The sequence below is a fragment of the Streptomyces sp. AcH 505 genome, assembly GCF_000818175.1.
Lineage (GTDB): Bacteria > Actinomycetota > Actinomycetes > Streptomycetales > Streptomycetaceae > Streptomyces.
Map to the genome: position 1 here is coordinate 896167 of NZ_JTIY01000002.1, position 12522 is coordinate 908688.

Sequence of the window (12522 nt, forward strand, 5' to 3'; positions counted from 1 at the left end):
TAGTACTCCAGGAACGAGGCCAGCGTTCCGAGGTTGTCGCGCATGCCGCGCTTGAACAACTGCTCGGCCACCGGCCCGAGAAGGGCGGCCGGGCCCGGCAGGCCGGATGCGCTGATCGTGCCCTCCAGGGCGAGGCGCGTCGCGCGCCGGTGGGGCTGGGCGTGGAAGCGGTAGACGAAGGGAGTTGGCCCGCTCAGCGAGGTGAAGGTGACCTCTTCGCCCGGTGAGAAGCCGGTGATCGCGACCTCGTTGACCGTCGGGCCGCCAGGGAGGTTCCGGTGCACCTCGTACCGGGTGCCGAGGCCGCCCGTGCCTTCGACGCGTCGTACGCGCTGCACCGCGGAGTACCACTTCGGCATGGTGGTGAAGTCGGCGACGAAGGCGAACACCTTGGCCGGCGGGGCGGTGATGTCGAGGCTCAGCTGGAACGTCACGGTGTCCTCCACGGACGTGCTGGGTTCGGTAAGGCGGTCATCGCGCCCGGTCCTCCTCGGCGGCGAGGCGGTTGGCCAGGGCGAGTCCGGCCGGGGACTGCTGGGTGAACGCGTGCAGGAACGCGATCAGTGCTTCGGTGTCCGTCGTCGCGCTCGCCTGGTCGATCAGGTCGTAGAGCTGGTTCTCGATCTCGGCGACGCGTGCGGCCTTCTCCCGGCCCTGCGGGGTCAGTGTGAGACTCACCTGGCGCCGGTCGTGCTCGCTGGTCGTCCTCTGTACGAGACCCGCGGTGACGAGCCGGTCCACGATCCGGCTCGGGCTCGTGCCCGTGTCGCACACAAGCATGCCGCCCAGTTCCCGCAGGGCGAGCGGGCCGTGATCGGCGATGATGCGCAGCGCTTCGGACTGGGCGGGGGTGACGTCGATCTCGGACAGCAACACCGTCAGCCGGCGGTTGCCTTCCCGCTGTGTGGCCAGGATGAGGTAGCGAATCTGTTCTGCTGTTCTCAACTGAGTTCCCTTTCGTACTGCCGCTGCCGCAGTGCGTCCGCCAGGAGTCCGGCCGCCGCCGGGTCGTGGGCGGCGAGCACCGGCATACCCGGGTGGCGCGCGGCCAGCTGATTGATCCGCCGGGTCGTCCCGTGCAGTCCGGCCGCGTTCCCGACCCCCGGCACGCGGTCCGCCGCCAGCAGCCGCACATCGTACGTGACGTCGCCGACGAACATCATCGTCGGCAGTCCCGCGCCGCGCAGCAGCAGCGACATCGAGCCGGGCGTGTGTCCGGGAGTGGGCAGGAGCAGCAGCGAGCCGTCTCCCATCACGTCGTGCGCGTGGGTGAACGGTGCGATCGCCGGGTCCTCGAAGCGCCGCGGAGTGACGGGGCTCCAGTCCACGCCGGGGACCTGGATGTGTTGGCGCAGCAATCCGGCGAAGGCCGCGAACTTCTTGTCCACCTCGGCGAGTTCGGCCGCGCTGGCCAATACCTTCGCTGACCTCGGCAGTTCGCGCAGGCCGCCGATGTGGTCCTGGTGCAGATGGGACAGGATCGCCACGCGCACGTCGGCGATGTCGTAACCCAGGCTGCGCAGTTGAGCGGTCAGGGTCCCGTCCGGAGGGACGTCGAACTTGGCGAGGCGACGGTAGATGTGACCGGCCGGGCCGCCGGGGAAGTAGCCGGGGTCGGTGACCGAGCGCCGGTCCTGGCCGGTGTCGAACAACACCAGACCCTTGTCGTGCTCGATGACGTACACGTTGATCGGGCGGGGCTCCGTCCACCGGCGTGAGGTGTTGAGCCACCACAACAGCGGGGTGCCGTTGGTCTCGACGTGTTCCGGACGGATCTGGACGGTGCCGGTGCTGACGACCGAGACCCGATTGACCTGCCCCATGAGAAGCCTCCTGGTGTGTGTCTGTCGCAACACGCGTGCTACGACATGTATGTCGTGACATCTATTGGACTCCGGTGTGGCACCCCTGTCAAGTGCCGACTGCCGTGAGCAGCGGGGACGCGGTCTCCCAGAAGCTCACCCCGAGGTCTACCGGCCGTCACCACGGCCCGGCACAATCGCGCGTATGACGATCACCACGGCCCCGCCGCCGACGCACCACACCCCCGTCGCCCTCGCACGGGGGTTTCTGACGGGTGCTGTGATCGGGGCGTCGCTCGCCGGGATCGTGGTCGGCGCCGTCGTCGAGGAAGTGCCGCTGTTCGTGGCGGGGTTGGTCCTGCCCGTGGTCTACGGGCTGCTCTTCTTCCTCGCCGGTGTGCCGAGGCGCGCCCGCGAGGCGGCCGTCCCGCCCCGTACGGCACTCGCGATGATCGAGAGCCTGCGGGCCATCGGGGGAGAGTCGAGCGACATACCGGTGCGGTTCGACCTCACCGTCGCGCCGGACGACGCGCCGGCGTACCGGGTGGAGATCACCCAGGACATCAACCTCGTCGATCTGCCCGACTACCGGCCGCGCGGCATCCTGGTGGTCCAGTACCCGCCGGACCGGCCCTGGCGGGCGCGCATCGTGAAGCGGCCGACACCCGAATGGGAGGAACGGGCGGCCGGCGCCCGCATCGACTCGGCGCCCAAGGCGGCCCTGGTACGCGAGGCGCCGGAGGGCTGCGGTTTCGGATTTCTGGTGCTGCTCGGGCTGCTGCTCGCCGCCGCCGCCGTGATCCTGCTGTTCCGCGCAGATCTGTTCGACCAGGACACCGCCGCGGGCCCGCCCGCTCCTTCAATGCCCTCCGTCTCCTCGTCGTCGAGGACGGTCGTCTCGTCGTCGACCGGCACGGTCACCGTCGGCCCTGACTAGTCGCTGCTCGACAAGGGTGAACTGCGCCGGGCCGTCGACTCGCTGATCAAGGGCAAGGACGAGAGCGAGCGCCAGGCCCTCACCGTCGTGCTGCAGGAGCGCCTGCTGTCGGTCGTGTTCGCCCCGACCGGCACCCGGGCCCCGCGGTTCGACCTCACATTGCTTCCGTACGACCGTTTTCCCGCTCTGGTCGAGGAGGCCCGTACCGGCCTCGGCGTCCGCTCCGCGCAGACCTGGCAGCTCACCGCCGAGAGCCTCACCGGCTCCCTCGTCATCAGGGTCGGCGTGACCGGGCCCGAAGGATCGGCCTCCCTGGAGGCTGACCGCGAAGGCACGGTGGTGCGGCGCGCCCCCGCGCGCTGACCGCGTCGGCAACCGCGCACCGGGCAGTGCCGTCCCTGAAGCGAAACGGTACGAACGACAACGGATCGGCAGGAGGAGGAGACACGTGGGCTGGCACGGCTATCTGGCGCTGTGGTGCGGGGTGTTCGGCGCGATCGCGCTGGTCGGGTACGGCAGGTCGCTGGCCGGGGTGACCCGCGCCCAGCGGAAGGTCCGGGTCATGGGACGGATCGAGCAGGTGCGCGAGCCCAGGCACGGGGCCTCCCAGGTCGGCGGGATATCCGTGGTCGTCTCCTTCCAGGACCCGTCCACCGGCGAGGAGTTCACCGTGACGAACGACGGTGAGCGCGGTGAGCCCATCGCCGCGGCCTGGACGGGCCGGGAGGTCGGAGTGCACTACCCGCGCGGAAGGCCGCACGCCTTCCGCTTCACCGACGACCTCGGGGAGGGCAGGTACGGACTTGGCCTGCCCAACTGCTCGGTCTTCCTGATCTACGCGGGACTGGTGACCGTCGTCGCGATCGACCGGGGCTGGCAGTGGGCCCTGCTCGGCTTCGGGGTGCCCTGGAGTGTGACCGTGGCGTGCTTCCTGCCGCAGGGCGCACGCCGGGCGGGCCGGCGTATCGCCATGCTGACGTCCCGGGCTGCCGTCCAGGGGCAGGTCGTCGCCGTGCTCAAGGACGTCAGCGTCGACGAGGACGGCGACACCCTCACCAGTCACACGCCGATCGTCGCGTTCACCACCCATGAGGGCGCGGCCGTCACCGCCTACTGCCCGTCCGGGCTGCCGGACCCCGTCGGCTCCTACGGCCGGGACGTCACGATCCACTACGCACCCGACGACCCGGCCGTCTTCACCGCGGACCTCGCGGCCGAACACCGCACCCGGAGAATCGACTTCGCTTTCAGCGCCGTGGCACTCGCCGTCGGAGTGGCCGCGGTCGCCGTGGGAGCGGCAGAGGCCCTCGCCGGATAGCGCGCCCTGTCAGCCGCGCTTGCCCGCCCGGATCAGGCGCCGACACCGGCGAGCAGTGCGGCAACCGCCCGCGCCGACGCCGTCGACGCTCCATGCGTGCAGATGTGTGCGGTGCCGGGAAGCAGTCCCGGCAGTCCCGTCTCCACGATGACGGCATCCGGGCGCGCCGCGACCAGTTCCGCGAGCGACCGGGACATCCAGGAGTGACGGGCGGCGTCCCGCACGACAACGACCAGCGGACGGTCGGCCGTCGCGTCGATTCCGCTGAGCCGCAGTACACCGGCGTCCGCGCGCAGATCGTCCTCGCCGAGCCGGACGCTGCTGGTGCCGGGCATGAGCTCGCTGAGGGGCGCGGCCACACCCCAGGGGGTCTGCTTGTCGATGGCCAGGTGCGTGGCGGGCGCCAGCTCGACGACATGGGGCGCCGCGGTCAGCGGGGTACGCGCGCGGGCGGCCTCACTCAGGAGTACGGCCCGGCGCGCCGCGCCCAGACCGACGGCCGGGTCGGGCGCGCCGGCGGAGGTGGTGCGGCGCAGCTCCGCCGACCAGTCCGCGAAGTCCGCCACGCGGCGGGCCGCGTCGGCGAGACGCTCCTCGGGCAGGTCGCCGCCGAGTACGCCGTTCACGAGCGCGTCGATCAGCCGGCGGGCCGTGCCCTCGTCGGCGTTCTCGCCGCCGACACAGACGGCGTCGGCGCCCGCGGCGACGGCGCGGACGGTCGCGTTCTCGATGCCGTAGCGGTTGGAGACGCCGCCCATCTCGATCGCGTCGGTCACGATGAGCCCTTCGAAGCCCAGTTCCTCGCGCAGCAGCGTGTTGAGGATGCGGGGGCTGAGGGTGGCCGGGGCGTCCGGGTCGAGCGCGGGCACGAGGAGGTGCGCGCTCATGACGGCGCGGGCCCCGGCGGCGATGGCGGCGCGGAACGGCGGCAGCGCGTTCGTCGTGATGTCTTCGACACTGGCCTCGTAGGTGGGCAGGCCGTGGTGGGAGTCGACGGCCACGTCACCGTGCCCGGGGAAGTGCTTGGCGCACGCGGCGACCCCGGCCGCCTGGATGCCCCGTACCCACGCGTCCGTGTGCCGGGACACCACCTTCGGGTCGGCGCCGAAGGACCGTACGCCGATGATGGGGTTGTCCGGGTTGAGATTGACGTCCACGCTCGGGGCGTAGTCCAGGGTCACCCCTGCGGCACGCAGCTCGTGGCCGAGGTCGGTCGCGACGGCGCGGGTGAGCGCCGTGTCGTCCACGTAGCCAAGGGCATGATTTCCGGGGCGTGTCGATCCGGTACGCGCCTCGATCCGCGTCACGTCCCCGGACTCCTCGTCGATGGCGATGACGAGGTCGGGGTTCTCCGCGCGCAGCTGGGCGGTCAGTTGGGCCACCTGGGCGGGCGACTCGATGTTCCGGGCGAACAGCACCACGGAACGCAGTCCGGCCTGGATGGAGTTGAGCAGCCAGTCGGGGGCGCTGGTGCCGACGAATCCCGGTTGCAGGAGTGCGAGGGCGAGGCGTCGAAGCTCCTTGTCGCTGCTCACGTTGGTGTGCCTTTCGGGTAGGGCGCGGTGGAACGGCCCGGGGCTCGGCGACCGGCGGCACCGCGCTCCAGGTCTGGACCATTGATTCTGGGCCTACGACACGCGGACCTGTCAAGTGGTCTGGACCAGAGTTGACCCAGGGTTGAGCAGTACACCCCGCGCCGGCCAGGCGAAAAAGGTCAACGGTACTGCTCAGTAGCGTGATTGATGTGGCGTGAGAGGGGCGTGGGGCATTGACAGGCGCGCCTGGTCTAGTCCAACTTTATGGGCACACGGGGTTCGACACAGCGTTTGGAGCGCACCTTGCTCGGCCCTCTTCGCGACCCCTGCTCACCCCTGTCTCCCTCCGTCACACGATCGCGTCCGCCATTACCTGATGCTGCGGTACTGCGCGGCGATGTGACGCTCCGTCTTCCCACTCCCTCTTCACCGAGCCTTGGAGTCACTCATGGCAACGGCTGAATCGCATCTGCACCGCGCCGCCACGGACCGCCCCTACTTCAGCGCTGACGGCGAGACGTACCTCGCCGGCACCGCCCTGCGCGACCTGGACAAGACCCGCCCCCTCCGCGTCCTGACGGAGGAGCAGTTCACCTTCTGGCAGACCTACGGCTATGTGGTGGTCAAGCAGGCGGTGCCCCGCGAGGACGCCCTGCGGCTGCTCGACATCGCCTACGAGTTCCAGGACCTCGACCCGGACCGTCCCGAGACCTGGTACGGCGAGCGCCAGCACCGCTCGGAGCTGGAACAGGAACTGCACATCTACGGCTTCGTCGAGGCGTACCACCACCAGCTGATGTGGGACAACCGGCAGCGGCAGCGTGTCTACGACGCCTTCGTGGACGTATGGGACAGCGAGGAGCTGTGGGTCACACTCGACCGGCTCAACCTCAACCCGCCCAACATCAAGGACCGTGACCGGTCCCTGATCGAATTCCGGCCCACCGGCTTCGACATCGACCTGCACTGGGACGTCGACAGCACGCAGGGCATCCCGCCGCAGCGGGTGCAGGGCATCATCGCCCTCAACGACACCGTGCCCGAACAGGGCGGGTTCCAGTGCTGCCCCGAGCTCTTCCGGCAGTTCGACCACTGGAAGGCGCACCAGCCGGCCGACCGCGACCCCATCAGGCCGGCCGTCGACCGTACGGAAATGCCGGTGATCCGCCCCGAGTTGGAGGCCGGTGACCTGCTGATCTTCAACGGCCACCTGGCCCACGGCGTGGCGCCCAACCTCTCGGCCGCCGGCGTCCGCGCGGTGCAGTACCTGTCGATGATGCCCGCGCTGGAGGGGCACGAGAAGGTGCGCCGCTCCCGTGTGGAGTCCTGGCGCGATCTCAGCACGCCGGACTGGAACCCCACCCTGGTCGGCGACCCGGTGCGGCCCGAGGCCGAGCGGTACGGGCGGGCCCGGCTCAACGAGTTGGGCGAACGGCTGCTCGGTCTGAAGTCCTGGCACGACGAAGCCACCAAGGACGGCGAAGGTACGAAGACCGGCGAAGGCACGAAGGCGAGCGAGGGCAACGAAGCGAACGAAGGAGCGTCGTGCGCAGAGTCTGCCTGACCCTTCCCACCAACCGGGAATGCTCCGCCACGATCGCCCTGCTCGCCGACGAAGCGGCCTACGCCGTCACGCACTTCGAGGCAGAGGTGCACCTGCTCATCCTCGACTCGTGCGAGCCGGCCGTCTACGCCGAGCACGCCGAAGCGGTCGGCCGACTGCCGCACCACCCCCGTGTCGTGGTCCACCACCTCGACGAGGACGCGCAGCGCGGCTTCCTGCGCGAGGTCGTCACACGCTCGGGGAGCACGAAGAACGACCTGCTGCTCGACCTGATGCTGCCCGCCGGGATCTCCTACGGCGCCTGCACCAACCGGGCCTTCCTCATCGGCGAAGCCCTCGGCTGCACTTCCGTGCACCGCAGGGACTCCGACAGCCGCTACCAGCAGCGCGACGGCCAATGGGCCTTCCCCATCCACCACGAGCTCCTTGCCATCGGCCTGACCGCGTCCGACGTCGCCGACCGCGTGGACGAGTGGGACCTGACCCCGCAGGAGGCAGGTCGGCGCGTGGCGATGGTGGGCGCGTCCTTCGTCGGCGAACCCTCCGTGGATCTCGCCGAGATGGCGGCGGCCGACCCCGCGACGTACGAGGAAGTCGTAGGCCTGTGGGCGCCTCTGGACGCGTCGGAGGAGTCCAAGCGGGAACTCGTCGCGGAGTCCTTCCTCGGCGCGGGACAACGCTCCTTCGAGAGCGATCACGCGGTGCTCACACGGGTGGACCCCATGCGGGTCGACATGTGCAACATCGCTTTCCACGGCGTGCACACCAGGGTCCCGCTGCCGCCGGCGACGGACACCATCGGCAGTGACTACTTCCTGATCCACCTGGTGCACGACGCCGGACTGCCCGGCGTCCTCCACAACCGCGACATCGTCAACTACTACACCAACGAGCGGAGGACCGACGCGGGCTTCGTCGCGTACCAGACGCGGTATGTGAAGTTCCTCCTCTCCATGCTCCATCTCCACTTCTGCTACGCCGAACTCGCCGCGGCGGGAGACGGACTCCTCCATGCCGACGGAACGGTCGACACCGGGCGGGTGGCCGGCATCGTCCGGCGCAGCACCCAACTCGACCTGGCGGAGAACGTGGAACGCCTCGACCGGCTCGACGCGGCCTACCGCAAACTCGGAGGCCGGTACGCCGCCCTCGCCGACCACCTACGGCCGCAACGTGAGCGTTTGTTGGAGGAGGCCCGCGCCGACATGGCGGATTTCGCCCTCCTCATCGAGTCCTGGCAGGGACTCGTCCACGCCGCAGGACAGGTGGGCCTCGGCGCCGCGTCCGACGCCGGACGGACAGGTGCGCGATGACCGACTCGCGGACGTCCCCCCGGACCACGGACGAGGACCGTCTCGTCTACGACCTCGACGCGGTGGTCGCCGCCTATGCGGAACTCCGCGCGGAACTGCCCGGCGTAGACGTCAGGTTCGCCATGAAGGCGGCGCCCGCCGACGAGATCCTCGGTGCGCTGGCCGCGGCCGGCGCCGGGGTCGACGCGGCAGGACCGCAGGAGGTGCGCCAGGCGCTCCGCGCCGGCGTCCCGGTGGCCGACATGCACTACGGCAACACCGTCAAGTCCGACGAGGACATCGCCAACGCCTACGCCCTGGGGGTGCGCACCTTCGCCACGGACAGCCTGGAGGACGTGGCGGCCCTGGCCGAATTCGCCCCGGGGGCACGAGTCTTCTGCCGGCTGGCGGTGGACGGCGGCGGCGCGCTGTGGGGGCTGAAGAACAAGTTCGGCTGCTCGGCCGCCGACGGCGTACGCGTCATGCGGGCCGCCCGCGACTCCGGACTCGTACCGTCCGGGCTCTCGGTGCACGTCGGTTCGCAGCAGATGGACTCCGACGCCTGGCGCAACGCCTTCGACCGGCTCTCCGACGTGATGGGCACCCTCGGGGAACACGGCATCACCCTGGACCACGTCAACCTCGGCGGGGGCCTGCCCGCCCGCGGCTACCTCGACCGGGACGGTGTGCCGCTCGACCCGCCGCTGGACAAGATATTCGCCACACTCCGCGAGGGCACCGAGCGGCTGCGCGCCGCCCACGGAAAGCAGCTGCGCCTCGTCATCGAGCCGGGCCGCGCCCTGGTCGCGGAACACGGGACCATCCACGCGCGCGTGGTGCGGCTCACCCGGCGCGAGATGCCCGACGGCGAGATCCAGCACTGGCTCTATCTGAGCTGCGGGAAGTTCAACGGGCTCTACGAGATGGACGCGCTCCAGTACCGCCTGCGCTTCCCCTCGCACCCGGCCGGCCGCTACGTACCCGCGGTCGTCGCAGGGCCCACCTGCGACAGCGACGACGCGTACGCGCACGACCATGGCCTGGTGCGGGTGCCCGAGAACCTCGTCTCCGGCGACCCGGTGGAGGTGCTGTCCTGCGGCGCCTACGCCATGAGCTACACGACGCAGGGGTTCAACGGCTTCCTGCCGCTGACCACGGCCTTCACCGGAGACGCCGCCGCCCGCGTACCCGAGCCGGACGGCCGCCGATGACGCGGTCCACGACGATCCGCGTCCTCGCCGAGGGGGACTGGGACGACGTCGTAGCCCTGGAGGCCGGCGCGTACGCGGCGCTGGGGCTGTCCGAGGGCCGGGCGGCCCTCCGGTCCAAGGCGGCGGCCTCGCCCACCACTTGCTTCGTCCTGCGCGCGGACGAGCTGGTGGTGGGCTACCTCCTCGCCCTGCCCTACCCCGCGAGCCGGGCACCCGCCCTCGGCCAAACCGAGACGAGCCGCCACACCTCGCGGAACCTGCACCTGCACGACGTGGTCGTCGCCCCGGCGTACCGCGGGCGCGGCCTCGGGCGCCGGCTCGTCGCACACCTCGAAGACACCGCGGCGGCACACGGCTGTACGGAGGTCTCGCTGATCGCCGTCGCCGGAGCCGAAACCTACTGGTCGGCGCGGGGTTACACCGCCGCCCCGCACGTGCCGACCACCGGTTACGACCCTACGGCCGTCTACATGTCCCGTTCCCTGCGGTCCCGTTCCCCGCGGTCCCGCGCCGACACACCAGCCGATCACCGACGGAGTTGACGACGTGCCGTCCCCTGTTCCCACCTTCCGCCGCGGCCAGCTCGCGACGGCCGCCCTCTTCTGCGCCCTCGGCTTCCAATACGCCACGTGGGCCGCGCGGATACCCGCCCTCAAGGAGGAGCTGGGTCTCAACGCGGCAGGCGTGGGGGTGCTGTTGATGGCAGCGGGGGTCGGATCCTGCGTCTCCTTCCCGCTGGTGGCCCTGCTCATGAGACGGCTGGGCTCCCGGCGGCTCGCCCTGGCCTCCACGGTCGGGCTCGCCGTGGTCCTCGTGGCGCTCGCAGCCGCCCCCAACTACCCCGTCGCCTTGCTGGTGGTCTGCGTGGACGGGGTCGTCGTGGGCTGCCTCAACACGGCGATGAACGCCCAGGGCGCCGCCCTGGAGGCACACCACGAGCGACACACCATGGCCAAACTGCACGCCGTCTTCAGCGGCGGCTCCTTCCTCGCCGGGCTGCTGGCCTCCGGAGTGCGCCTCGCTACGCCGTCGGTCACCACCCACTTCGCCGTCGCCGCCCTGCTCCTGCTGCTCCTCGCCGCGGCGGCCGCGACCGGGCTGCTGCCGGACGCGGAGCGGGCGGTGGCCGCGGAGGCGGGCGACGACACGCCGGTGAAGCCGGCGGCGGGCCGCAAGTGGGCGCTGCCCACCGCCCTGGTGTGGTGGATGTGCTGCGCCATGGTGTTCGGCACCATCGTGGAAGGGGCGATGAACGACTGGTCGACCCTCTATCTGGAAGGCGTCGTGAACGCCTCGGCGCAGGTCGCCCCGCTCGGCATCGCCGTCGTGTCCGGGATGATGGTCCTCGCCCGGCTGTGCGCCGACAGCTGGCGCGAGCGCTGGGGCGACGGACGGGTCGTCCTCGCGGGCAGCACCCTCGCGGGCCTCGGACTGGCGCTCGCCCTGGCCACCGGGGGAGTGGCACCCGCCTTCGTCGGCTTCGCCTGTGTCGGCCTGGGCATCGCGGCCGTGACGCCCTGCGTGTACGTGGCAGCCGCGCGGCAGGGCGGCAACGCGCTGACGCTGGTCGCCGCCATGGGCACCACCGGCCTGCTGGCCGGGCCCCCGCTCATCGGATTCGTCGCGAGCGCGAGCAGCCTGCGCTGGGGCCTCGCCTGTGTGTCGGCCGCCGCGCTGGTGGTGGCCGTGTGCAGTACCCGCATCCGCTGGCAGCAGGAGCCGGACCGAGCGGACCCGAACCGAGTAGTTGAGGAATCAATCAAGTCGGTCTGACGTTGTGCCGGGCATGAAGCGCATCGGTTTTCTGTCTTTCGGGCACTGGTCCGACACCAGGCACTCGCAGACCAGGTCGGCGGCGGACGCCCTGCTCCAGGCCGTCGACCTCGCTGTGGCAGCCGAGGAGCTGGGCGCCGACGGTGCCTACTTCCGGGTCCACCACTTCGCCCGGCAGCTCGCCTCGCCGTTCCCGCTGCTGGCCGCGATCGGCGCGAAGACGTCGCGGATCGAGATCGGCACCGGCGTGATCGACATGCGGTACGAGAACCCCCTGTACATGGCCGAGGACGCCGGCTCCGCCGACCTCATCTCCGGCGGCAGGCTCCAGCTCGGCATCAGCCGGGGCTCACCGGAGCAGGTCATCGACGGCTGGAGCTACTTCGGCTACGCCCCGAGCGGCGACGACACCGAGGCCGACATGGCGCGCAAGCACACCGAGGTGCTGCTGTCCGTCCTGGAGGGCAAGGGCTTCGCCCGCCCCAACCCGCGGCCGATGTTCGCCAACCCGCCGGGGTTGCTGCGCGTCGAGCCGCACTCCGAGGGGCTGCGGGAGCGCATCTGGTGGGGCGCCGCGTCCAACGCCACCGCCGTCTGGGCGGCCAAGTCCGGTATGAACCTGATGAGTTCGACGCTCAAGAACGACGAGGGCGGCGCCCCCTTCCACGTACAGCAGGCCGCGCAGATCCGCGCGTTCCGCGAGGCGTGGGCCGAAGCAGGGTGGAAGCACGAACCCCGCGTCTCCGTGTCACGCAGCGCCTTCGCGCTCACCACCGACCAGGACCGCGCGTACTTCGGCGGCGAAGGCGGGAGCGAGGACCAGATCGGCCACATCGACGCCGAAACGCGCGCGATCTTCGGCCGTACGTACGCAGCCGAGCCCGATGTCCTGGCGAAGCAGCTCGCGGAGGACGAAGCCGTCGCGGAGGCCGACACGCTCCTGCTGACCGTGCCGAACCAGCTCGGTGTCGACTACAACACCCACGTCCTGGAGAACATCGTCACCCACGTCGCCCCGGCGCTCGGCTGGCGCTGACGCTCCCCGGCCGGCCGGGGCCCCGCGTCGCACGGGCGGGGCCCCGGCCGGTCG

11 protein-coding genes and 1 pseudogene are annotated in these 12522 nt (G+C 70.9%); 8 read left to right on the forward strand and 4 right to left on the reverse strand.

What is annotated here, in order from left to right; genetic code table 11:
* From HY68_RS39790 to HY68_RS33970, 3 genes are all read right to left on the reverse strand, one after another.
* The coding region (locus HY68_RS39790) for an SRPBCC family protein (RefSeq protein WP_198533477.1) at positions 1 to 434 on the reverse strand (434 nt) is incomplete at its 3' end.
* 37 nt (positions 435 to 471) lie between these two features.
* Positions 472 to 945: a MarR family transcriptional regulator gene (locus HY68_RS33965; RefSeq protein WP_041999229.1), complete on the reverse strand. Its 474-nt coding sequence runs from the start codon at positions 943 to 945 to the stop codon at positions 472 to 474.
* Complete coding sequence (locus HY68_RS33970; protein ID WP_041999230.1) at positions 942 to 1823, reverse strand: N-acyl homoserine lactonase family protein; 882 nt, start codon at positions 1821 to 1823, stop codon at positions 942 to 944. Before HY68_RS33970 ends, HY68_RS33965 begins: the two co-directional genes overlap by 4 nt.
* A gap of 184 nt (positions 1824 to 2007) precedes the next feature.
* On the opposite strand from HY68_RS33970, the pseudogene HY68_RS33975 reads away from it, so the two are divergent.
* Both HY68_RS33975 and HY68_RS33980 read left to right on the forward strand, forming a co-directional pair.
* A pseudogene (locus tag HY68_RS33975) lies at positions 2008 to 3102 on the forward strand (hypothetical protein).
* A gap of 85 nt (positions 3103 to 3187) precedes the next feature.
* On the forward strand, positions 3188 to 4057 hold the full coding sequence (locus HY68_RS33980) for a DUF3592 domain-containing protein (protein WP_041999232.1): 870 nt from the start codon (positions 3188 to 3190) through the stop codon (positions 4055 to 4057).
* Positions 4058 to 4089: 32 nt separating this feature from the next.
* Here HY68_RS33980 and HY68_RS33985 read toward each other — a convergent pair whose 3' ends face one another.
* A complete protein-coding gene (locus HY68_RS33985; RefSeq protein WP_041999235.1) occupies positions 4090 to 5592 on the reverse strand; it encodes a glycoside hydrolase family 3 protein in 1503 nt (500 codons plus the stop codon).
* Positions 5593 to 6040: 448 nt separating this feature from the next.
* Between HY68_RS33985 and HY68_RS33990 the strand changes: the two genes are divergently transcribed.
* Genes HY68_RS33990 through HY68_RS34015 form a run of 6 tightly spaced genes read left to right on the forward strand, consistent with a single transcriptional unit; the run spans position 6041 to position 12468 of the window.
* Positions 6041 to 7156: a phytanoyl-CoA dioxygenase family protein gene (locus HY68_RS33990; protein ID WP_041999237.1), complete on the forward strand. Its 1116-nt coding sequence runs from the start codon at positions 6041 to 6043 to the stop codon at positions 7154 to 7156.
* Positions 7138 to 8469 (forward strand): DUF6271 family protein, encoded by a 1332-nt coding sequence (locus tag HY68_RS33995; protein ID WP_041999239.1) that lies wholly within the window; start codon positions 7138 to 7140, stop codon positions 8467 to 8469. Before HY68_RS33990 ends, HY68_RS33995 begins: the two co-directional genes overlap by 19 nt.
* The gene (locus HY68_RS34000) at positions 8466 to 9659 is read left to right on the forward strand and encodes a type III PLP-dependent enzyme (RefSeq protein WP_041999242.1); all 1194 of its coding nucleotides are present in this window, start codon (positions 8466 to 8468) and stop codon (positions 9657 to 9659) included. The genes HY68_RS33995 and HY68_RS34000 overlap by 4 nt, the downstream gene beginning before the upstream one ends.
* Entirely contained in the window at positions 9656 to 10201 is a 546-nt protein-coding gene (locus HY68_RS34005) for a GNAT family N-acetyltransferase (protein WP_041999244.1), read from the forward strand. The genes HY68_RS34000 and HY68_RS34005 overlap by 4 nt, the downstream gene beginning before the upstream one ends.
* Before the next feature lie 4 nt (positions 10202 to 10205).
* A complete protein-coding gene (locus HY68_RS34010; RefSeq protein ID WP_041999246.1) occupies positions 10206 to 11432 on the forward strand; it encodes an MFS transporter in 1227 nt (408 codons plus the stop codon).
* Positions 11433 to 11445: 13 nt separating this feature from the next.
* Entirely contained in the window at positions 11446 to 12468 is a 1023-nt protein-coding gene (locus HY68_RS34015) for an LLM class flavin-dependent oxidoreductase (protein WP_041999249.1), read from the forward strand.
* Positions 12469 to 12522: the final 54 nt, after the last annotated feature.

Bases quoted from the DNA above. Each gene is read 5' to 3' on its own strand.
- HY68_RS33970 (WP_041999230.1), bottom strand. From the start codon at position 1,823: ATGGGGCAGGTCAATCGGGTCTCGGTCGTCAGCACCGGCACCGTCCAG.
- HY68_RS33990 (WP_041999237.1), top strand. From the start codon at position 6,041: ATGGCAACGGCTGAATCGCATCTGCACCGCGCCGCCACGGACCGCCCC.
- HY68_RS34000 (WP_041999242.1), top strand. From the start codon at position 8,466: ATGACCGACTCGCGGACGTCCCCCCGGACCACGGACGAGGACCGTCTC.
- HY68_RS34005 (WP_041999244.1), top strand. From the start codon at position 9,656: ATGACGCGGTCCACGACGATCCGCGTCCTCGCCGAGGGGGACTGGGAC.
- HY68_RS34015 (WP_041999249.1), top strand. From the start codon at position 11,446: ATGAAGCGCATCGGTTTTCTGTCTTTCGGGCACTGGTCCGACACCAGG.